General features: G+C 67.1%; 19 protein-coding genes. 9 read left to right on the forward strand and 10 right to left on the reverse strand.

From position 1 onward, the window contains the following. Window positions 1–94 precede the first annotated feature (94 nt). Complete coding sequence (locus tag ABIC44_RS11180; RefSeq protein ID WP_307100268.1) at window positions 95–1588, forward strand: replicative DNA helicase; 1494 nt, start codon at window positions 95–97, stop codon at window positions 1586–1588. 158 nt (window positions 1589–1746) lie between these two features. On the opposite strand, the gene ABIC44_RS11185 is transcribed toward ABIC44_RS11180, so the two are convergent. From ABIC44_RS11185 to cobA, 5 genes are read right to left on the reverse strand one after another with little or no spacing between them, the layout of a single operon-like run. Next, the gene (locus ABIC44_RS11185; protein WP_354295458.1) at window positions 1747–2493 is read right to left on the reverse strand and encodes a phosphoadenylyl-sulfate reductase; all 747 of its coding nucleotides are present in this window, start codon (window positions 2491–2493) and stop codon (window positions 1747–1749) included. Then, a complete protein-coding gene (locus ABIC44_RS11190; protein ID WP_354295459.1) occupies window positions 2486–2944 on the reverse strand; it encodes a DUF934 domain-containing protein in 459 nt (152 codons plus the stop codon). The genes ABIC44_RS11185 and ABIC44_RS11190 overlap by 8 nt, the downstream gene beginning before the upstream one ends. Further along, window positions 2937–4562, reverse strand: coding sequence for a nitrite/sulfite reductase (locus ABIC44_RS11195; RefSeq protein WP_354295460.1), 1626 nt, complete (start codon window positions 4560–4562; stop codon window positions 2937–2939). Before ABIC44_RS11195 ends, ABIC44_RS11190 begins: the two co-directional genes overlap by 8 nt. 10 nt (window positions 4563–4572) lie before the next feature. Further along, window positions 4573–4869, reverse strand: a complete 297-nt coding sequence (locus ABIC44_RS11200) for a DUF2849 domain-containing protein (protein ID WP_354295462.1) — start codon at window positions 4867–4869, stop codon at window positions 4573–4575. After that, entirely contained in the window at window positions 4866–5657 is a 792-nt protein-coding gene (cobA, locus tag ABIC44_RS11205) for a uroporphyrinogen-III C-methyltransferase (RefSeq protein WP_307104605.1), read from the reverse strand. The genes ABIC44_RS11200 and cobA overlap by 4 nt, the downstream gene beginning before the upstream one ends. 218 nt (window positions 5658–5875) lie before the next feature. On the opposite strand from cobA, the gene ABIC44_RS11210 reads away from it, so the two are divergent. Further along, window positions 5876–8863: a TonB-dependent receptor domain-containing protein gene (locus ABIC44_RS11210; protein WP_354295463.1), complete on the forward strand. Its 2988-nt coding sequence runs from the start codon at window positions 5876–5878 to the stop codon at window positions 8861–8863. Between the two features lie 42 nt (window positions 8864–8905). Here the strand turns inward: ABIC44_RS11210 and astD are convergent, their stop codons facing one another. Together astD and ABIC44_RS11220 are read right to left on the reverse strand one after the other, a co-directional pair. Continuing rightward, complete coding sequence (gene astD / locus ABIC44_RS11215) at window positions 8906–10312, reverse strand: succinylglutamate-semialdehyde dehydrogenase (RefSeq protein WP_354295465.1); 1407 nt, start codon at window positions 10310–10312, stop codon at window positions 8906–8908. Window positions 10313–10322: 10 nt separating this feature from the next. Beyond that, on the reverse strand, window positions 10323–11699 hold the full coding sequence (locus tag ABIC44_RS11220) for a protein adenylyltransferase SelO family protein (RefSeq protein ID WP_354295466.1): 1377 nt from the start codon (window positions 11697–11699) through the stop codon (window positions 10323–10325). A 37-nt stretch (window positions 11700–11736) separates the two neighbouring features. Between ABIC44_RS11220 and ABIC44_RS11225 the strand changes: the two genes are divergently transcribed. The 4 genes from ABIC44_RS11225 to ABIC44_RS11240 all read left to right on the forward strand — a co-directional run bounded on the left by ABIC44_RS11225 (window position 11737) and on the right by ABIC44_RS11240 (window position 15962). Further along, window positions 11737–12597 carry an alpha/beta fold hydrolase gene (locus ABIC44_RS11225; protein WP_354295468.1) on the forward strand — a complete coding sequence of 287 codons (861 nt, stop codon included), beginning with the start codon at window positions 11737–11739 and terminating at the stop codon, window positions 12595–12597. A 230-nt stretch (window positions 12598–12827) separates the two neighbouring features. Continuing rightward, the gene (locus ABIC44_RS11230; RefSeq protein ID WP_354295470.1) at window positions 12828–13964 is read left to right on the forward strand and encodes a glycosyltransferase; all 1137 of its coding nucleotides are present in this window, start codon (window positions 12828–12830) and stop codon (window positions 13962–13964) included. Window positions 13965–14064: 100 nt separating this feature from the next. Further along, window positions 14065–15468 carry an NAD(P)H-dependent flavin oxidoreductase gene (locus ABIC44_RS11235; protein ID WP_354295472.1) on the forward strand — a complete coding sequence of 468 codons (1404 nt, stop codon included), beginning with the start codon at window positions 14065–14067 and terminating at the stop codon, window positions 15466–15468. An 8-nt stretch (window positions 15469–15476) separates the two neighbouring features. Beyond that, window positions 15477–15962: a hypothetical protein gene (locus ABIC44_RS11240; RefSeq protein WP_354295474.1), complete on the forward strand. Its 486-nt coding sequence runs from the start codon at window positions 15477–15479 to the stop codon at window positions 15960–15962. A 1-nt stretch (window position 15963) separates the two neighbouring features. On the opposite strand, the gene ABIC44_RS11245 is transcribed toward ABIC44_RS11240, so the two are convergent. Together ABIC44_RS11245 and ABIC44_RS11250 are read right to left on the reverse strand one after the other, a co-directional pair. Next, the gene (locus tag ABIC44_RS11245; RefSeq protein ID WP_354295475.1) at window positions 15964–16155 is read right to left on the reverse strand and encodes a YMGG-like glycine zipper-containing protein; all 192 of its coding nucleotides are present in this window, start codon (window positions 16153–16155) and stop codon (window positions 15964–15966) included. A 633-nt stretch (window positions 16156–16788) separates the two neighbouring features. Further along, window positions 16789–17787, reverse strand: a complete 999-nt coding sequence (locus ABIC44_RS11250) for a 2-hydroxyacid dehydrogenase (RefSeq protein ID WP_354295514.1) — start codon at window positions 17785–17787, stop codon at window positions 16789–16791. A gap of 139 nt (window positions 17788–17926) precedes the next feature. On the opposite strand from ABIC44_RS11250, the gene ABIC44_RS11255 reads away from it, so the two are divergent. Next, window positions 17927–18430 (forward strand): SH3 domain-containing protein, encoded by a 504-nt coding sequence (locus ABIC44_RS11255; protein ID WP_354295476.1) that lies wholly within the window; start codon window positions 17927–17929, stop codon window positions 18428–18430. A 252-nt stretch (window positions 18431–18682) separates the two neighbouring features. Here the strand turns inward: ABIC44_RS11255 and ABIC44_RS11260 are convergent, their stop codons facing one another. Continuing rightward, on the reverse strand, window positions 18683–19864 hold the full coding sequence (locus ABIC44_RS11260) for an acetyl-CoA C-acyltransferase (RefSeq protein ID WP_354295477.1): 1182 nt from the start codon (window positions 19862–19864) through the stop codon (window positions 18683–18685). A 90-nt stretch (window positions 19865–19954) separates the two neighbouring features. Here ABIC44_RS11260 and ABIC44_RS11265 point away from each other — a divergent pair, with 90 nt between their 5' ends. Together ABIC44_RS11265 and ABIC44_RS11270 are read left to right on the forward strand one after the other, a co-directional pair. Continuing rightward, window positions 19955–20716 carry a prepilin peptidase gene (locus ABIC44_RS11265; protein WP_354295479.1) on the forward strand — a complete coding sequence of 254 codons (762 nt, stop codon included), beginning with the start codon at window positions 19955–19957 and terminating at the stop codon, window positions 20714–20716. After that, window positions 20713–21135 carry a hypothetical protein gene (locus ABIC44_RS11270; RefSeq protein WP_354295481.1) on the forward strand — a complete coding sequence of 141 codons (423 nt, stop codon included), beginning with the start codon at window positions 20713–20715 and terminating at the stop codon, window positions 21133–21135. Before ABIC44_RS11265 ends, ABIC44_RS11270 begins: the two co-directional genes overlap by 4 nt. Window positions 21136–21164: the final 29 nt, after the last annotated feature.

Here is a 21164-nt window from a genome sequence, read left to right on the forward strand (position 1 = left end):
GCAGGGATAGTCGCGAAGCGCGTGCGCCGCAAATCCCCCGCTGATCGACGCAATGCGTTTTCATCCGGCGCCACTCCGCGCTAACGCCGAAGAAATGGCCACCCTCGCATTTCCGAACACCGCTGCCGCCGCCGAGCCGCAGCAGCTCCCCCGCAATATCGAGGCGGAGGCCGCGCTGCTGGGCGCGATGATGATCGACAACCGGCTGGCCGACGATCTGGTCGACCGGCTGGACCCGGACCATTTCTTCGAGCCGGTCCATGGCCGCGTCTTCGCCGCGATCAAGAATCTGCGCGCCACCGACATGCTGGCGACCCCCGTCACGCTGCGCCCGATGTTCGAAGCGGACGAGGGGATGAAGGCGCTGGGCGGCCCGGCCTATCTCGCCCAGCTGACCGGGTCGGGCGCGGGCCTGATCGGCGCGCGGCAGTTCGCGACGCAGATCTACGACCTGGCCATGCTCCGTGCGCTGGTGACGGTGGGGCGGACGCTGGTCGATCGGGCGATGGATACCTCCGAAGAGGTCAATCCGCGCGCGCAGATCGAACTGGCCGAAAACGAGCTGTTCAAGGTCGCGGCGGACGGCGGCTCCGAAAATGCGGTGAAGAGCTTTGCCCAGGCCACTACCATGGCGGTCAAGAATGCCGAGCGCGCGCTGAATTCGGGCGGCCATGTCTCGGGCATCACCACCGGCCTGGACTCGGTCAATGCCAAGATCGGCGGTATGCACCGCTCCGACTTGATGATCCTGGCGGGCCGTCCGGGCATGGGCAAGACCTCGCTCGCCACCAACATCGCGTTCAACGCCGCGCGGCGCTGGATGCGTGACATGCAGGACGGCATCCCGCCGTCCGAGTCGGTCGGCGCCAAGGTTGCCTTCTTCAGCCTCGAAATGTCCGCCGACCAGCTGGCGACGCGTATCCTGGCCGAACAGTCGGGGATCAGCTCCGAGGCGCTGCGCATGGGCAAGATCAGCCGCAACGAGTTCGCGCAGCTGGCCGCCGCCGCCGCCGAGCTGGAGCAGCTGCCGCTGTTCATCGACGATACCGGCGGCCTGTCCATCTCCGCGCTGCACACCCGTGTCCGGCGGTTGCAGCGGCGGCATAACAACGAGATCGGGCTGGTCGTGGTCGACTATCTCCAGCTGCTGACCGGATCGGGCAAGTCGTCGGAGGGCAACCGCGTGCAGGAAATCTCGGAGATTTCGCGCGGGCTCAAGACGCTGGCCAAGGACATGAACGTGCCGGTGCTGGCGCTGTCTCAGCTGTCCCGCGCGGTCGAGCAGCGCGAGGACAAGCGGCCGATGCTGTCCGACCTTCGCGAATCGGGCTCGATCGAGCAGGACGCCGACATGGTCTGGTTCGTGTTCCGCGAAGACTATTACATGATGCAGCGCGAGCCCAAGCGCCCGATGGAAGGCGATGATGGCAAGGTCTTCGAGGACCACGCGAAATGGGCGACCGAGGTGGAGCGGGTCTACGGCCTGGCCGAACTGATCGTCGCGAAACAGCGTCACGGCGCGACCGGCAAGGTCGTGATGAAGTTCGACCCGACGATCACGCGGTTCACCGACTTCGCGGGGTATTGATTCCAACCTCCGTTCAGCCTGAGCGAAGTCGAAGGCCACGCAAAGCCCTGGCCGCATGGTCCGGGGCGTGCACTTCGACTTCGCTCAGTGCGAACGGAGGTGGGAATGCTTTTGCGTAACACCGGAGGAGGCAAGAGTGGCCAAGGGATCCAAGTCCCTCAGACCGACCGAACGGCCTCCACCGGCCGGTGTATCCCGCATTCCACCTTGTCGAACCCGCGCCATCTCCCCGCACGCGGGTCTTCGCCGGGCTTGACCTTGCTGGTGCAGGGCGCGCAGCCGATCGAAAGATAGCCCTGTGCCTCCAGTGGATGGCGCGGCAGGTCGTGTTCGGCGAAATAGCCGTCCAGCGCCGTCTTGTCCCAATCCGCCAGCGGGTTGAGCTTCAACCGGCCATCCTCGACCTCGAACCGGGGCAGGGCGCGGCGGGTGCCCGCCTGGAAGCCCTTGCGACCCGAAATCCAGGCCTCGAACGGGGTAAGACCGCGCGCCAGCGGCTCGACCTTGCGCAGGTCGCAGCAGCCATCGGGATCATAGCCATGGCGGATGCCCTCGGGGTCCTTCGCGGCGAGCAGCGCCGGGTCGGGCTGGATGACGCGCACATCGAGCAGGCCCAGCCGTGCGACCAGCGTATCGCGATACGCCAGCGTCTCGGGAAACATCTTCAGCGTGTCGGTGAAGACCACCGGCGTCGCGGGATCGGCCTGCGCCACCATGTGCAGCAGTACGGCGGACTCGGTGCCGAAGGACGACACCGCCGCGATCTGCCCGCGCAGCTCGCCGGTCAGCAGGGTGCGCAGCATCTCGGGCGCAGCCACGCCCGCGAAGCGCGCTTCATAAGCCGCAGCGTCCTCCGCCGTGTAAGCCGGCCGAACGTCGATCCGGTCGAGCGACCGCTCAGCCATGACGCCGCTTCCACACCGGCACGCGGGCATCGGCGGCTTTCTGATAGGGTTGCGGATAGAGGGCGAGCAGCTTGGTCAGCGTCGCCGCATCGACCGGCTTTTCGGGCGCGAAGCTGTCGAAGCCGCAGCGGCGCATATGCGGGATCTGGTCGACCAGCACGTCGCCCGCCGCGCGGAGTTCGCCCTCGAACCCCGCCTCGCGCAGAATCCGCGCCGCCGAATAGCCGCGCCCGTCGCGGAAGGTCGGGAAGCTGATCTCGACCAAAGCGATCTGCCCCAGATGCGGGAGGAGCGCGCGCGCATCGTCGCCCGCCTCCAGCCGGACGGCGGTGGCGTTGGTCTGGCCCAGGAACGCATCCAGCGTCACCGCCGGTTCGTCATGCGCCACATCGTCGCGAAAGCGCAGCAGCGTCTCGCCCGCATCGGTGTTCACGGTGATCGGATCAACCATAAATGGCTTCCTTGAACGGCTGCATGCCGACGCGGCGATAGGTGTCGAGGAAGCGTTCACCGCCCTCGCGAAGCTGGACATAACGGTCGGTCACGCGCTCGATCGCGTCGACCACGCCGTCCTCGTCGAAACCGGGGCCGGTGATCTTGCCGAGCGACACGTCCTCCGCGCCCGATCCGCCGAGCAGCAGCTGGTAGTTTTCGGTGCCCTTCTTGTCGACGCCCAGGATGCCGATATGCCCGGCATGATGGTGGCCGCAGGCGTTGATGCAGCCCGAAATCTTGAGCTTCAACTCGCCCAGCTCGCGCTGCCGCCCGGCGAAACGCTCGCCGATCTTCTGCGCCAGCGGGATGGAGCGGGCATTGGCCAGGCTGCAATAATCCAGGCCGGGGCAGGCGATGATGTCAGAGATCAGGTCTAGGTTCGCCTCGGCCAGCCCGGCTTCGCGAAGCGCGGTCCAGATGGCGTGGAGGTCGGCCTTGCGGACATGCGGCAGGACGATGTTCTGGGCATGGGTGACGCGCAGTTCGTCATGGCCGTAACGCTCGGCCAGGTCGGCCATCAGGTCGATCTGGTCGGCCGAGGCGTCGCCGGGAATCCCGCCGATCGGCTTCAGGCTGATCGTGACGATGGCATGGCCGGGCTGCTTGTGGCGTGCGACATTCTGGTCGAGCCAGACCGCGAAGTCGGGATCGGACCGGTCCACGCTATCGGGCGCGTCGCTGGCGAAGCCCGGTCCGGCGAACATCGCGGTGATCCGTGCCAGCTCGGCCACGGGCGGATCGATGCCCAGCTCGCGGATCGCGGCGAACTCCGCCTCCACCTGGTCGCGATAGGCGTCGACGCCTATCTCGTGCAGCAGGATCTTGATCCGCGCCTTGTAGATATTGTCGCGACGGCCATAGCGGTTATAGACCCGCAGGCACGCCTCCAGATAGCTCATCAGATGGTCGGCGGTGATGAAGTCCTTCACCTCATGCGCGATCATCGGGGTGCGGCCCATGCCGCCGCCGACGAAGATCTTCGCGCCCAGCACGCCATCGCGCTCCAGCAGCTGGATGCCGATATCGTGCAGCCGCATCGCCGCGCGATCCTCGTCCGCGGCGATCACCGCGATCTTGAACTTGCGCGGGAGATAGGTGAATTCGGGGTGGAAGGTCGACCATTGCCGCAGCAATTCAGCCCAGGGACGCGGATCGGTGACTTCATCGGCGGCCGCGCCCGCGAACTGGTCGGACGAGATGTTGCGGATGCAATTGCCCGAGGTCTGGATGGCATGCATCTGCACGGTCGCCAGCTCGGCCAGGATGTCGGGCGCATCGGCCAGCTTGATCCAGTTATACTGGATGTTCTGGCGGGTGGTGAAATGGCCGTAGCCGCGATCATATTTGCGCGCGATATGGCCCAGCATCCGCATCTGGCGGCTGTCCAGCGTGCCATAGGGCACCGCGACGCGCAGCATATAGGCGTGAAGCTGAAGATAGAGCCCGTTCATCAGCCGCAGCGGCTTGAACTGATCCTCGGTCAGCGCGCCCGACAGGCGGCGTTCCACCTGGTCGCGAAACTCCTCGACACGGGCATCGACGATGCTCTGGTCATATTCGTCGTAAACGTACATCGCGTCTCTCTCAGATCACCCAGGCGCCGGCATCGGCATCGGCGGGCTTCAGCGTCAGGTCGGGGCGTACCGTGGGGCCGAGCGCGCGGATACGGTCCTTGATATGCGCGGGGCGGGGGCCTTGCCCGGTCGCCTCGGCATCGATCAGATAGGGGACGTTGACCCGGCGCGCGCCTTCCTCGGCGCGCAGGATCGCTTCGCCAGCCGTGCCGACATCGACCGCATCCTCGATATGACGCGACCAGTCGCGCCCCGTCCACCAGACGACATCGCCGGTCGCCAGATCATTGCCCGTCAACAGCTTCATGCGTTCATCCCTTCCGCCACGCGGGCCCAACGCGCCAGCTTGTCCTCGGCATCCGACAATTCCACCACCTCGCCCACGACGATGATCGCCGGGCTCTGCACCTTTTCGCGCTCGACCATCGGCCCGAGGTCGGCGAGCAGGGTGCGGATGGCGCGGTGGCCCTCCAGCGTGCCGCGCTCCAGCACCGCGACCGGCATGTCGGGGGCGACGCCGTCCGCCATCAGCTTGTCGGCGATGCCGTTGGCGGTCGCGACGCCCATATAGATGACGAGCGTGCGGCCCTGGCCCGCCAGCCCCGACCAGTCCTGATCGGTCAGCCCCTTGCACTGGCCCGCGACGAAGGACACCGCCGAGGCATGGTCGCGGTGCGTCAGCGGCAGCATCGCCTCCGCCGCGCAGCCGAGCGCGGCCGAGACACCGGGAATCACCTCGACGCGCAGGCCGGCGGCGCGCACCGCCTCCACCTCTTCGCCGCCGCGCCCGAAGATGAAGGGGTCGCCGCCCTTCAGTCGCACGACGATCGCGCCGGTCTTCACATGCGCGACGATCAGCGCGTTGATCGCGTCCTGCGACAGGGTGTGCCGCGCGCGCCGCTTGGCCACCGAAATGCGCTGTGCCGTGCCGGGCGCGATGTCGAGCACGCGCGGATCGATCAGCCCGTCATGCACGACGACATCGGCCTGTTTCAGCGCCTCGACCGCGCGAACCGTCAGCAGGCCCGGATCGCCGGGGCCTGCACCGACAAGGATCACGCGTCCACGCGCGGCGGGATCGAGGAGACTAGCCATGATGCCCATGTGCGCCCGCTCCGCGCCTGCCACAACCGAGCGATGCTTGGGGCAGGGGTAGATCAGCTTGGGTGCCGCGCGGGGCGGGACCGGGACGATAGTATATTATATTTGTGATTCGCATTGAGATGTGCTTTGATGAGCGAAAGTAGAAGAAGTTGATAGGGGGCGTAGTAGTGAAGACATCATATTGCTCCAAAATGGGGATTGGGGCATCCTTGATTGCGCTGGCGTGGACGGGCGTTGCGTCGGCGCAAACGACTCCGGCGGGTGACGACGACAAGGCCAAGACCGAGGCCTCCGTCGTCACGGGTGTGGCGGCATCGACCGACAGGATCGACGCCAAGCAGGAAAAGGTCGATCTCGGCGACGTGATCGTCACGGGTACGCGCATCGTGCGGCCGAACATGGAAAGCAATGCGCCGATCACCACGATCGACGCCACCTATCTGAAGGAGCGGGGCCTCGCCCGCGTCGAGGACGCGCTGGCGCAACTGCCGCAGGTCACGCCGATGCTGGGACTTCAGGGGCAGAGCTGGGACTCCGGCGCTGCGCCGGTCGGGCTGCGCAGTCTGGGGGCGGGCCGTACGCTGACGCTGCTCAACGGGCAGCGGATGGACAATGACGTCAATATCGTTCCCGGCGCGCTGATCGAGCGGATCGACATCATGACCGGCGGCGCATCGGCGGTCTATGGTTCGGACGCGATCGCGGGCGTCGTCAACTTCATCGTGAAGCGCAAGTTCAACGGCATCGCCTTCGATGGCGAGGTTAGCGGCTTCAACCACAACAACAACAATCCGCTGCTGGCCAAGGTGGCGCAGGAGGCGGGCTACACCTATCCGCGCGGCAGCTATCTGGGCGGCGGCAATTACTATGCGTCGCTGGCGGCCGGGCATTCGTTCCTGGACGACAAGGTCAATCTCAGCGCCTTCGCGACCTACAAGCGCGCCGACCCGATCCAGTACCGCAATCTGGACACGACCAACTGTCCGCTGCTGATGTTCGACCCGAACAAGGTGGAGGCAGGCAACACCAAGTGGACGTGCAACGGCACGACCTACAATCCGTACAGCTATTTCGGGATCAACAACCAGGACCTCACCAACGCACGCGATGGTTCGCGTAGCTTCCGCCCCTATGACGTGCAGGACGAGCAGCGCATCCAGCGTGTCGACGCGGTCCAGCGTCGCAACGAGCAGGTCAATGTCGGCGGCTTCCTGACCGCCGACCTGCCGGCGGGCATGCGGCTGAACGGCAGCTTCCTGTACAGCAGCATCGTTGAGCGTGGCGCCCTTTCGATCGATGGCGGCATCTGGACGCCCAGCGCCCGCGTCAACTGCGACAATCCCTTCCTGGGGCAGCAGCAGGCCCAGGTGATCTGCGGTGCGGCGGCGGGCACGACGGCGCTCAGCGATCCGATTGCGGTGTCGCTGTTCCGGCCGGGCATGATCCAGAACTTCCGCAACACCACGGCCGATTGGCGCGGATCGTTGAACCTGTCGGGCACGATCGTCGACAAGATCCGCTTCGAACTCAGCTATCAGCAGACCCGCAACATCATGCGGGGCTATGCGGACCATCTGCCGGCAGCGGACCAGGAAGCCCGTATGGGGCGCGGTCTTCAGGTCCGTAACGTCAACGGCGTTCCGACCTGTCTGTCCAAGATCGACGGAAGCGATCCGATCTGCCAGCCGGTCGATGCCTTCTCGGTCAACTCGCCGGTCAGCGACGCGGTCTATAATTATCTGACCACCGATGGCAGCCGCCGCCAGCAGAACGATCTGCAGGTCATCAACGCCATCGTGTCGGGCACGCTGGAGGATTACGGGATCAAAAGCCCATTTGCCGAAAGCGGCGTCGGCTTTGCGATCACCGGCGAATATCGCAAATATCGCAACCAGTCGAAGGGGATAGGCGCTTGGTCGACCTTCACGACGTTTGACGGCCGGACCAGCGTGAAGGAACTTGGCGGCGAAATCGATATCCCGCTGATCGAGAACAAGCCGTTCTTCAAGGAACTCAGCGTCAATGGCGGCTATCGGATTTCCGATTACGACGTCTATCAGTCGCTGGTGCATAGCTGGAAGGCGGAGGCGAGCTGGGCCCCCGTGGACGGCATCCGCTTCCGGGGCAGCTATAACCGCGCGGTGCGGGTCGGCGTGCTCCCGCGGCTGGAAGGCGAGAACCGCTATCCCAATTCGCTGATGCTCGACCTGTGTGCCCCGCCCCGTGCGTCCAGCGGCGCCAACACTGTCCAGCGTTACACCTTCGATCAGTGCTCGATCGGCATGACGCGAGCACAATATGACGCGCTGACCAGCTATACGGGATGCAATTCACAGGGCTATTGCCCGACGACCCTGGTCAATGGCGGCAATGCCGGGCTGCAACCCGAACGTTCGCGCAGCAAGACGCTGGGCGTGGTGCTGCAACCGCGCGGCATCCCCGGTCTGTCCGCCACCGTCGACTGGTATGACATCGATATCCGTGGCGCCTTCGAATGGACGCGGATCGGTATGGCTTTCGACCAATGTTACAACAACAAGGTCGAATTCTTCTGTCAGTTCTACAAGCGTGACCCGCAGTCCGGACAGCTGCTCGTCGCCGACGCACGGTACAACAACTCCGGCTATACCAAGACGCGGGGTATCGACTTCGGGGCCAACTATGCGCTCGATCCGAAACGTCTGGGGATCGCCGACGACATCGGCACCTTCGGCCTGAACTTCAACGGAACGCTGACTACCAAATATGAGCGGCAGTTCGCACCGGGCAACACACCCTGGTCGTGCCTGGGCTATTTCGGCTTCGCCTGCGTTGATCCGATGCCGCGTTGGCGCCATGTCGCCGGAGTGAATTGGCAGTTGCCATGGATCAAGGGCGGCGTCGGGTTCACCTGGCGCTATGTGGGGGGCACCAGCAATGCGAAGCTCTCGAAGAACTCGGTGCTGGCTGCCAAGGCGGGTGAGACCTATCCGCTGGTCCAGCGGATTCCGGCCTATAGCTATTTCGACTTCAACACCAATGTCACGCTGGTGAAGGGGATCGACGTACGCTTCAACGTCCAGAACATCTTCGACAAGGATCCGCCGCTGATCGGCGATGCCGCGACGGCTTCGAGCGGATCGTACTTCAACACCTTCCCGGCCTATTACACGGTACGGGGACGGACCCTGCGGGTCGGCATTTCCGCCCGCTTCTGATCGGGGATGGCCCGGAACCCTGGTTCCGGGCCATTTTCCTGTTCAGCGAAGACCGACCGGGATCGCGGCGGCGATATGGTCGGTCTCGGCGCTGGCGACCGGATAGGCGCAATAGTCGGCGGCGTAATAGGCGCTGGGGCGGTGATTGCCCGACCAGCCGATACCGCCGAACGGCGCGCTCGACGCCGCGCCATTGGTCGGGCGGTTCCAGTTGACGATCCCGGCGCGGATGCCGGTCCAGAATGCCTCGTATCGTTCGCGCGAGGGCGAAATCAGCGAGGCGGACAGGCCGTAGCGGGTGGCGTTGGCCTGTTCGATCGCCTGCCCGAAATCCCGCGCGCGCGAAACCTGTAGGACCGGGCCGAACAACTCGTCATCGGGCCGCTCCGTCGCATCGGTCACGTCGAGGATCGAGGGGCTCAGCAGTGGCAGGCCGGGGGTAAGACGCGCCAGCGGGCGGACGACCGTCGCGCCGCTCGCGATCAGTTCGTCGGCCCGTGCCAGCAGATGATCGGCCGCCGCATTGTCGATCACCGACCCCATGAAGGGCGCGGGGTCATCCTGCGGCGCGCCGACGATCAGCCGGTCGGTCAGCCGGGTCAGCGCCGCCATCACCGGATCGTACAGCCGATCCTCGACGATCAGCCGCCGCCCGGCCGTGCAGCGCTGTCCGGCGGTAGTGAAGGCGGACTGGGCGATCAGCGCGGCGGCGGCATCCGGGTCGGGATCGTCCCAGACGAGGATCGGGTTGTTGCCGCCCATCTCCAGCGCGAGGATCTTTTCCGGCCGCTCGGCGAACTGGCGGTTGAGCGCGATGCCGGTGCGCGCCGATCCGGTGAAGAGCAACCCGTCGATACCCTCATGCCCCGCCAGCGCCCGCCCCTGGTCGGGTCCGCCGACCAGCAGCCGCACGACCCCGTCCGGCACGCCCGCCGCATGATAGCATTCGACCAGGAACGCCCCCGTCGCGGGCGTCTTTTCGGAGGGTTTGAACACCACCGCATTCCCCGCGAGGAGCGCAGGCACGATATGACCATTGGGCAGGTGCGCCGGGAAATTATACGGCCCCAGCACCGCCAGCACCCCGTGCGGCCGGTGGCGCAACGCCATGCGCCCGCCGCCCGGCTGGTCGGTGACGCGCTCGCCCGCACGCTCAGCCTGCGCGGTGATCGAGATGGCGACCTTGGCGACCACGGTGTCGACCTCGGTCGCGGCCTCCCACAGCGGCTTGCCGGTCTCGCGCGCGATCAGCTCGGCAAAGGATGCGGCGCGCTCCCGCACCAGCTCGGCAAAGCGGTGGAGCGTGGCGATCCGCTCCGCCAGCGGGGTGGCCGCCCAGCCCGGCCATCCGGCACGCGCGGCGGCGACTTCCTGCGTGGCATCCCCGATCGGCAGTTTGGCGATCAGCGCGCCGGTGGCGGGCTCATGGGTCGACAGGAACTGGGTCATGGCGGCGAGGCTAGGCCGTGCCGGGACCCCCGGCAAGCGCCGCGCCCATCGCGCGAATCCGCTCCACCTTGTCGTAGAGCGGCGTCCAGTCGTCCCGCTCGGCGATGGGCGCCCAGATCGCCTCGACCTCGTCAATCAGCATCGATTCGGGCGAGCCCTGCCAATAGGCGTGATCGCGGGCGCGTCGCGGCGCATAGGGCTCGATCAGGTCGCGGAGCGCGTCCCACGTCTCGTCATAATGATCGGGCACCGACCCGCCGAACAGATCGAAATAGGTACGGTCGATCGAGGCCTGGCTGGTGCGCAGCGCGCGCTCGAAGGTCTGGACCAGCGCGCGGTCCTCGGTGGCCTCGCGCGGGGTGACGCCCAGCCGCCAGAGGATCGCCGCGACGATCGCCGTCTGATAGGTGGTGGCAAAGCCGTCGAGCGCCGCGATCAGCGGCTCGCTTTCGGCGATCAGGCGCAGGCTGGAGGCGAGCTGCATCACGTCCCACTGGATCGCCTCGGGCTGACGGCCCAAGGCATAGAGGCCGCTCTGGTCGAAATAGGCGGCGGTGAATTCGGGGGCCCAGACCGGGGCGAACCGCCATGGGCCATAGTCGAAGCTCTCGCCCGTGACGTTGATATTGTCCGAATTGAGCACGCCATGGACGAATCCGGCGGCCATGTAGCGCGCCGCCAGGGTCGCGGTCCGCTCCGCCACCAGCGTCAGCAGCCGGACGGGATCATCCGAATCCTCGCCATAGAGGTGATGCAGGGCATAGGCGACCAGCCGCTTCATCCCGGCCTCGTCGCGCTCGAAGGCGAGCCGCTGGAAACTGCCGATGCGGATATGGCCATGGCTCATCCGCACCATCACCGCCGAGCGGGTGGGGGAGGGCTCGTCGCCCCGGTGCAGCGCCTCGCCCGTCTCGATCAGCGACAGCGTGCGCGAGGTGGGGACGTTCAACGCCTCCAGCATCTCGGTCGCCAGGATTTCGCGCACCCCGCCCTTCAGCGTCAGGCGACCGTCGCCGAACCGGCTGTACGGCGTCTGCCCCGACCCCTTGGTGCCGAGTTCGAGCAGCCGGCCATCGGTCGCGGTCATCTGCGCGAAGGTGAAGCCGCGCCCGTCGCCCAGGTCGGAATTATACTGGCGGAACTGGTGCCCATGATAACGCAGCGCGACCGGGCCGGGCAGCGTGTCGGGCAGCGGCTGGAACCGGCCGAGATGCGCGCCCCATTCGTCGTCGGTCAGCGTGTCCAGCCCGATCTCGGCCGCCGCTCGATCGTTGCGGAAGCGCAGGATGGTCTGCGGAAAGTCGGCGGGCGCGACCGGATCGGCGAGGATGTCGGCGATCTCGGTCAGGGCGCGGGCGGGGCGATAGGCTTGCGGGGAAACGGGCATGCCGCGATATGGAGGCGGCACCGGAGGACCTTCAAGCATGACGGCCTATGAGAATCGTTATTGGTGGTCGAAAGACGGGCTGCGGCTCCACGCACGGGACTATCCGGGGGCGGACGCGCTGCCCCCCGTCATCTGCCTGCCCGGCCTGACCCGCAATGCGCGCGATTTCGAAGGTCTGGCCGAGGCGCTGGCGGGCCGCGCGCGGGTGATCGCGGTCAGTTTCCGGGGGCGGGGCGAAAGCGCCTATGCCAAGGACCCGATGAGCTATGTGCCGCTCACCTATGTCCAGGATGTCGAGGCGATGCTGGACGAACTGGGCATCGGCCGGTTCGTCGCGGTCGGCACCTCGCTGGGCGGGATCGTGACCATGGTGCTGGCGGCGACCGCGCGCGGGCGGCTGGCGGGCGCGGTGCTCAACGATATCGGGCCGGAGATCGAGGCGGCGGGGCTGGCGCGCATTCGCGGCTATGTCGGCAGGGGGCAGAGCTTCCCGACCTGGCTCCACGCCGCGCGCTGCGTCCAGGAAACCAATGAGGACATCTATCCCGGCTGGGGCGTCGAGGACTGGCTGGCCATGGCCAAGCGCACCCACCGCCTGACCAGTGCGGGGCGGATCGTCCTCGACTATGACCTGAAGATCGCCGAGCCGTTCCGCGTGCCCAATACCGAGGGCGGACCGGATATGTGGGCTGCGCTCGACGCGTTGAACGGCGTGCCGACGCTGGTCGTGCGTGGCGAGCGATCCGACATATTGGGCGCGGGCGTGGCGGAGCGCATGGCCGCGCGCCTTTCGCCGTCCGAGCTGGTGACGGTGCCGGGCGTCGGCCACACGCCGCTGCTGACCGAGCCGGAGGCGTTGGCGGGGATCGGCCGGTTGCTCGACCGGGTGGCGGGTTAGGGGGATCGCCTTCAAAACCCAGCGGCACCATCCCGGCGAAGGCCGGGATCCAGTTGGGTAAGTGCTGCTGACCTGATCCCGTCGTACCGCAACTGGACCCCGGCCTTCGCCGGGTGCAGTGTTGGGGCAGGGACTGACGATCGCGACGGCGCTTGGTTGTTCGGGAAAAGACGAGTGCTGGGCGGCGCGAGTGGTTTTCAACCTTCCCGATGCCCGCTAATCCGGCGGACATGGCCCGTCCGCTCCACATCCTCCATCTTCATTCCTCCTTCTCGCTGGGCGGCAAGGAGGCGCGGGCGGTCGCGCTGATGAATGCGTTCGGCGATGCCGCGAAGCACACCATCGTCTCGGGGCTGCCCGACGAACTCGGTGCGCGCGATGCGATCGCCAAGGGCATCCGCTACGAGATCGCGCAGGATGCGCCGCCGCTGACCGGCAAGCCCTCGGTCAAGCGTTACGAGGCGATCGCCGCCTATATGCGCCGCTTCGATCTGGTCCTGACCTATAATTGGGGGGCGATCGACGGGGTGATGGCGCGCCGCGTCTATGCCAAGGGCGCGCCGCCGCTGGTCCATCACGAGGACGGGTTCAACGCCGACGAGGCGCGCGGGCTGAAGCTGGAGCGCAACATCTATCGCCGCATCGCCCTGTCGGCGGCGGATGCGCTGGCGGTGCCCAGCCATGTGCTGGAGGGGATTGCGCGCACCACCTGGAAACAGCCCGCCGAGCGGGTGCACCGCATCCCCAACGGGATCAACACCGCACTCTATGCCCGCGACCCCGAGCCCAAGGCGATCCCCGGCTTCGTCCGCCAGCCCAAGGAGGTGGTGGTCGGCGCGCTGGCGGGCCTGCGCGTCGTCAAGAACCTGCCGATGCTGGTCCGCGCGATGGGCGGCATCGCCGGGCGCTTCCGGCTGGTGATCGTGGGCGAGGGGCCGGAGCGCGCGACCATCCAGCAGGCCGCCGCCGCGATGGGCATCGCCGACCGGCTGGTCATGCCGGGCTTTCTCGACCGGCCCTATCGCTTCATCCGGCATTTCGACATCGTCGCCTTGTCCTCGCTGTCCGAACAGGCGCCGATCTCGGTGCTGGAGGGGATGGCGGCGGGCCTGCCCATCGCCTCGCTGCCGGTCGGCGACGTGGCGTCGATGGTGTCGGAGGCCAATCAGCCGTTCATCACCGACCATCCCAACGAGGTGCGCCTGCGCGACGTGATCCAGGCGCTGATCCTCAATCCCGATCACCGCGCGGCGGCGGGCGCGGCCAACCAGGCGCGGGCGCGGGCCGAGTTCGACGAAAGCCTGATGGTCGCGCGCTACAAGTCCCTGTACGAAAAGGTCCTGGGCCGACCGGGTGCGCTCGGCTGATCCGCCATGGAGCGTCGTACCGGGCCGTGTCGTTAATTCCCGCTCGCTAAGCGGTCCTAACACGCTATATGAGGCCCTTTCGGACAGACAAGGTAACGACGTGTTCAAAGGCTTGAGCCCCATCCTGTACAACGGCCGCGAGGTATGGCCGCTGATCGAAGGCGGGAAGGGCGTCGCCGCCACCAACCACGCCTCGGCGGGGGCCTGGGCTGCGGCTGGCGGCGTCGGCACCGTCTCGGCGGTCAATGCCGACAGCTATGATGCAGACGGCAAGATCATTCCCCAGATCTACCGCGCGCTGACCCGGCGCGAGCGGCATGAGGAACTGATCGAATATGCCATCGAGGGTGCGGTCCAGCAGGTGAAGCGCGCCTGGGACATTGCCGGTGGCAAGGGCGCGATCAACATCAACGTGCTGTGGGAAATGGGCGGCGCGCAGCGGGTGCTGGAAGGCGTGCTGGCGCGCACCAAGGGGCTGGTCGCGGGCGTCACCTGCGGCGCCGGCATGCCCTACAAGCTGTCCGAGATCGCGGCGCATCACCAGGTCAGCTATCTGCCGATCGTCTCCTCGGGCCGCGCCTTCCGCGCGCTGTGGAAGCGCGCCTATTCCAAGGCGTCGGAATGGCTGGCGGCGGTGGTCTATGAGGACCCATGGCTGGCGGGCGGCCATAACGGCCTGTCCAACGCCGAAGACCCGTTGCAGCCGCAGGACCCCTATCCGCGCGTGAAGGCGCTGCGCGACACGATGCGCGAGGGCGGGATTTCCGACGACGTGCCGATCGTGATGGCGGGCGGTGTCTGGTATTTGCGCGACTGGAACGACTGGATCGACAATCCCGAGCTGGGCAAGATCGCGTTCCAGTTCGGCACGCGGCCCTTGCTGACGCAGGAAAGCCCGATCCCCGAGGAGTGGAAGCAGCGGCTGATGACGATCGAGCAGGGCGATGTCCTTCTCCATCGCTTCTCCCCGACCGGCTTCTATTCCAGCGCGGTGCGCAATCCCTTCCTGCGCAACCTGGAGGCGCGCTCGGACCGGCAGATCGCCTTCTCGACCCAGGAAGCGGGCGATCATGTCTTCCAGCTCGATGTGGGCGTGAAGGGCAAGAATTTCTGGGTGACCAAGGGCGACCTGCTGCGCGCGCGCGAGTGGTTCGGCAGCGGCTTCACCATGGCGCTGAAGACCCCCGACAATACGCTGGTCTTCGTCACGCCCGAGGAAGCCAAGGAGATCCGCAAGGATCAGGCCGACTGCATGGGCTGCCTGTCGCAATGCCTGTTCTCCAGCTGGGCCGACAGCGAGACCAACTCGACCGGCCGCCTGGCCGACCCGCGCAGCTTCTGCATCCAGAAGACGCTGCAAGAGATCGCGCATGGCGGCGATGTCGAGCAGAACCTGATGTTCGCGGGCCACGCGGCCTATAACTTCAAGCGCGATCCTTTCTATTCCAACGGATTCGTGCCGACCGTGAAGCAGCTGGTCGACCGCATCCTGACCGGCGACTGATCGCCGTCATGACGCCGGAGCTTCGCGCGACATTGCAAAATGTCGCGCGAGCGATGGTGCCGTTTCTGGAAGGCTGGTGGATCATCGGCAGCGCCGCCGTGGCGCTACAGGGTATCGAAGCCGGTCGGGTGAACGACGTCGACCTGCTGGTCGACCCGTCGCTGGCACCGGCCGTGGTGGAGCGGCTGGGCGTCTCGCCGCTGACCCTGCCGCCCGATCCGCTGTTCCGTTCGGCGATTTTTGCACGCTGGGACGTTCCGTCCGTGCCGGTCGAGATGATGGCGGGATTTGAGCTATCGGTCGGCGGCGTATGGCGTCCGGTCGAACCACAATCGCGCGAGTGGATCGTGATCGACGACGCCGCGCTCTTCGTGCCGGATCGTCCCGAATTGCTGTCGCTGTTGCGCCTGTTCGGGCGGCCGAAGGAGGGGCCGCGTATTGCGGCAATGGAGCGGGCGGGAGCGACGCCGAGCCAGGCCTCTCCCGCCCTATAGGTCAGTCGGCCACGGTGCCGACCACCGCGCCCGCGGTGCCGCCGACCGCAGCACCCTTTTCCACGCTACCTCCGGTCGCGGCCGCAACCCCGGCGCCTCCCGCACCGCCGATCGCGGCTCCTTTCAGCGTCGAGCAGGCCGACATCGACAGGGCGGTCGCGGCGAGGGTAAAGGTAATTGCCAGCTTTTTCATGATGGTAGCTCCCATTTTAAGATGGGAGGGGAATGCGGTGGCGTGGCCCTGGGTTCCGCGCCGCAACATTTTGACATGGATCATGGGGCCGGTGTCGTTGCGGCTGGGAGACGCGAGGGGGGATCATGGCGATTGACCAGGATCGGAAGCAAACCGGCTAGAGGCGATTTGAACGGACTCAATGTCTGACTTGGGTGGGGAGCTGACGTTTCGATCAACCTACCGGCAGGTTGATCCCGAGGAACGCCAGAAGAAACACCAGAGCCACGGACGTTGCGAGGGCCAATCCAATCCATCTCTTCGCAACCCGGAGCCGGCGACCAATTGGGTTGGTTCGCTCCCATTCCCAATGTGGTCGATAGAATTCGCGGGCAAGGGGTGGCGGCTGATCTGCTCGATCGTAACGGAGGATGCCTAACATTACGATCACAGCCATCAACATAAGCGGCAGCATCTCCCAACGAATATGCATTTTGGCGTCCCTAATCGATATTCTACGCTAACGGCTTGCCAATGCCGATGGAAGGTGCGCGTTCAGGGAGCTGGCGATCGAGGCGGAACGTCTGGAAATGGGCGAAAACGAACATGCCCTTTTCCCAAAGGGAGATATACATTGTCCGCTGCGGAATGCCTCTAAAGCCACCCCTCCAGCACCTGATCCGGCGGGCGGTGGCCATCGGCCCAGCTGCGGATGTTGGCGATGACCCGCTCGCCCGAGGCCATGCGGCCCTCCAGCGTGGCCGAGCCCATATGCGGGGTCATGACGACATTGGGCAGGGCCAGCAGACGTGGGTCGATCTCCGGCTCGTGTCGCCAGACGTCCAGACCTGCGCCCGCCAGCCTGCCCGATTCCAGCGCGTCGACCATCGCGTCTTCATCGACGATGCCGCCCCGGCTGGCGTTGATGAGATACACGTGCGGCCGCATCAGGGCGATGCGGCGGCGGTCGATCAGGTCATGGCTGTCGGCGTTGAGCGGCGTGTGGATCGACACGATATCGACCGCGCCCAGCATCGCGTCGAGATCGGCATGCCAGGTCGCACCCAGTTCCGCCTCGATGCTGGCGGGCAGGCGGCGGCGGTTGTGATAGTGGATGGACAGGCCGAACGCCTTCGCCCGTCGCGCGACCGCCTGTCCGATCCGGCCCATGCCGACGATGCCCAGCGCCTTGCCGCCGATCCGGTGGCCCAGCATCCCGCCGGGACTCCAGCCCTTCCACGCGCCCGAGCGGACCAGCTTTTCCCCTTCGGGCAGGCGACGCGGCACCGACAGGATCAGCGCCATCGTCATGTCGGCCGTATCCTCGGTCAGGACGCCCGGCGTGTTGGTGACGATGATGCCGCGCGTGCGGGCGGCCTTCAAGTCGATATGGTTCACGCCCGCGCCGAAATTGGCGATCAGCTTCAAGCGAGGCCCGGCGCGCGCGATCAGATCGGCATCGATCGCGTCGGTGACGGTCGGGACCAGCACGTCGCAATCCGCCACCGCCTCGGTCAGTTGCGCGCGGTCCCACTTCTCGTCGCTGCGGTTGAGGCGCGTGTCGAACAGCGCGGCCATCCGGTCCATGATCGGATCGGGCAGTTCGCGGGTGACGACCACCCTGGGGTTCAGGCAGCGGCGCGGATCGACCATGGCCAAGGGATTGGGCCAAGCCTGCCGGTCCGTCAACCGGCGATGCCGTGCCAGCCGTCCCTCGCCACCCGTGCGAACAAGGTTGAAGCGCCCCCCCGCCTCGGCGTAGAGCCGGGGGCGGGGGCGAATTGAAGGAATTATGATGCGCAGGTCCATGTTCGGACTGGCTTTGATGGCGGTGTTCCTGTCCGCCGGACCGATCGCCCCGGCGGCGATCGCCGCGCCCGAAAAGCGCGCCATGCCCTATTACGGATCGATCGGCGCGTCGCTGGCGCGGATGCGGACCGGCCCGGCGCGCGCCTATCCCGCAAGCTGGACCTATCGCCGCCCCGATTTGCCGGTGAAGGTCGTCGCCGCGTTCAAGGAATGGCGCAAGGTGCAGGACCCCGACGGCACCGAGGGGTGGATGCTGGCGGTCCTGCTGCGCAACACCCGCACCGCGATCGTGCGCGGCGCCGAACCGCTGCCGATGCGATCGGCCCCCAATGAAACCGCCAAGACGCTGTGGCGCGCCGCGCCGGGCGTGGTCGGGCGGATCAGCGAATGCAATGGCGGCTGGTGTCGGCTGGATGTGAAGGGGCAGGCGGGGTTCGTGCCGGTCGGGTCGATCTGGGGCGTCGAGCCGGGGGAGGTCGTTCCTTAGGGGGCGGGGAGGGGGTGGTCTCGGTGAGACACCTTGCCCTCCCCCAGCCCCTCCCGCGTGCGGGAGGGGAGAGGCTTGGGGATGGCGCTGGCCCCCAGTCGCCGCGTGCCGTCTTCGGGACGCTGTGAAGGATTCGCTCGCTCGCTGCCAGGCACGCCCCTCCCGCAAGCGGGAGGGGATGGGGGAGGGCAGGCGGCAGGCGATGATCTCGGTAGGATTCCGGTCCCGCTTAGCGATCGGACCCCGGATCGGTTACATCAACTCCACCGCCATCGCGGTCGCCTCGCCACCGCCGATGCACAATGAAGCGACACCCCGCCGCGCGCCCTGGGTTTCCAGCGCCGAGAGCAGTGTGGCCAGCACCCGCGCGCCGCTGGCGCCGATCGGATGGCCCAGCGCACAGGCGCCGCCATGGACGTTCAGCCGGTCGTGCGACAAACCCATGTCGTGCATCGCGATCATCGCGACGGCGGCAAAGGCCTCGTTGACCTCGTAGAGATCGGCATCGCCGGTCGACCAGCCCGCCCGCTCCAGCGCCTTGCGCATCGCAAAGACCGGCGCGGTGGTGAAGCGGGCGGGGGCGTGGGCATGGGCGGCCTGCGCCACGACCCGCGCGATCGGGGTCAGGCCCAGCCGCTCCGCGACGCTCGCCCGCGTCATGACCAGCGCCGCCGCGCCGTCCGAGATGGACGAGGCATTGGCCGCCGTGATCGTCCCGTCCTTGGAGAAAGCGGGCTTGAGCGTCGGGATCTTGGCGGCATCGCCCTTGGCGGGCTGTTCATCGCGCGCGACCTGTTCCTCGCCCTTGCGGGTCTTGACCGTGACCGGCACGATCTCGCGGTCGAACGCGCCCGAGGCCTGCGCCGCCTTCGCACGTTCCAGCGAGGCGATGGCGAAATCGTCCTGCGCCGCCCGCGTGAACTGATAATCCTGTGCGGCCTCCTCGGCGAAATGCCCCATCAGCCGCCCGCGCTCATAGGCGTCCTCCAGCCCGTCGAGGAACATATGGTCATAGAGCATGTCATGCCCGATCCGCGCGCCGCCGCGATGCTTGTGGCTGAGATAGGGCGCGTTCGTCATGCTCTCCATGCCGCCCGCGACGATCAGATCGGCCGAGCCCGCCGCCAGCGCCTCGGCCGCCATGATCGCGGCCTGCATCCCCGATCCGCACATCTTGTTGACCGTGGTCGCCTCGACCTGCTCGCCCAGTCCCGCGAAGATCGCCGCCTGCCGCGCGGGCGCCTGGCCGAGCCCGGCGGGGAGGACGCAGCCCATATGGATGCGCTCGATCGCCGAGGGATCGACGCCGGCACGCTCGACCGCGCCCTTGACGGCGGCGGCGCCCAGTTGCGTCGCGGACAGGCCCGACAGGCTGCCCTGGAACGACCCCATGGGGGTGCGGGCATAGGACAGGATGACGATGGGATCCGTCATGGCGGCATGCTCTCCGTGATCTGTGTTTTGCTGTGGCCTTACGCCTTTTGCCCGTGGCGCGCAAAGGGGCGGGCGGTTAGGGGCGGGCGTATGACGTTCGGGGCGGCATCGGGGCTTTGGGCCGGTATCTATGGGCTGGCGGGAGCGATCGCCGGGTCGTTCGTCGCGGCGCTGGTGCTGCGCTGGCTGGACGATCGGTCGGTGCTGCACGGGCGATCGGCCTGTGACGGATGCGGCGCGGCGCTGCGTCCCTGGGAACTGGTGCCGATCCTGAGCGCGCTGGCGCTGCGCGGACGCTGCGCCCGGTGCGGGACGCGGATCGATCCGGTCCATTTTCGGATCGAATCGCTGGCCGCGCTGATCGGTGCGGCGGCAGGATGGGTCGCCGGGCCGGATGGCTGGACCGGCGCGCTGTTCGGTTGGTCGCTGCTGGCGCTGGGCGCGCTCGATGCGATGGCGCTGTGGCTGCCCGACCGGTTGACCGCCTGGCTGGCGGGGGCGGGGCTGCTGACCGGCGCGCTGGGCCTTGCGCCGTTGCTGGGGGACCGGATCGTCGGCGGGTTGGCGGGGTTCGGGACGCTCTGGGCCATCGCCGCCTCGTATCGCCGCTGGCGGGGGCGTGAGGGGATGGGAGGCGGCGACCCCAAGCTGATGGGCGCGATCGGGCTGTGGCTGGGCTGGCGGATGCTGCCCGCCGTGCTGCTGGCGGCGTGCGTGATCGGGCTGGGCCATGTCGCGTTTCGCCGCCTGTCGGGCAAGCGGATCGCCGGGGACGATATGGTGCCGCTGGGGCTGTTGCTGGCCATCGCCGCTTACCCGAGCTGGCTGTTGATGATAGCATCGGCGCCATGATGTCGCCGCTCCTCGCCCTGGCGCTGATCCAAGCGCCGCCTGCCGCCCCGCCGGTGCTCGGCACCCTGCCGCGCCAGCAACTGCCCGAACGGGGATGCGCCGCCTATCTGTGGACGGTCCAGGATCAGCGGCTGGTCGCCATGGCGGAGCCCGCCCGGCTGCGCATCTTGGTCGACGGGACTGTCCGCGACCTGCCTGCCGCCGAGGGAAGCGGGGCGGGGACGCTGGGGTTCGCCGACAGCACCCGCTTTGCCGGGGGCGGATGGACCGCCACCCTGTCGATGACCATCGCGCAGCGCGAAACGCTTCAGGACGGGGCGATCGTCTCCGACGCGACGCTGCGGATCGGGCGCGACGGACAGGATGAGATCGCGGTGCCGGTCGGCGGGCTGGTGGGATGTGCGCCCGCCGCGCGGTGAGAAGTGAACTGTAGGGGGAACTCCAACTG

The organism is Sphingomonas sp. 1185, assembly GCF_040544655.1.
Taxonomy (GTDB): domain Bacteria; phylum Pseudomonadota; class Alphaproteobacteria; order Sphingomonadales; family Sphingomonadaceae; genus Sphingomonas.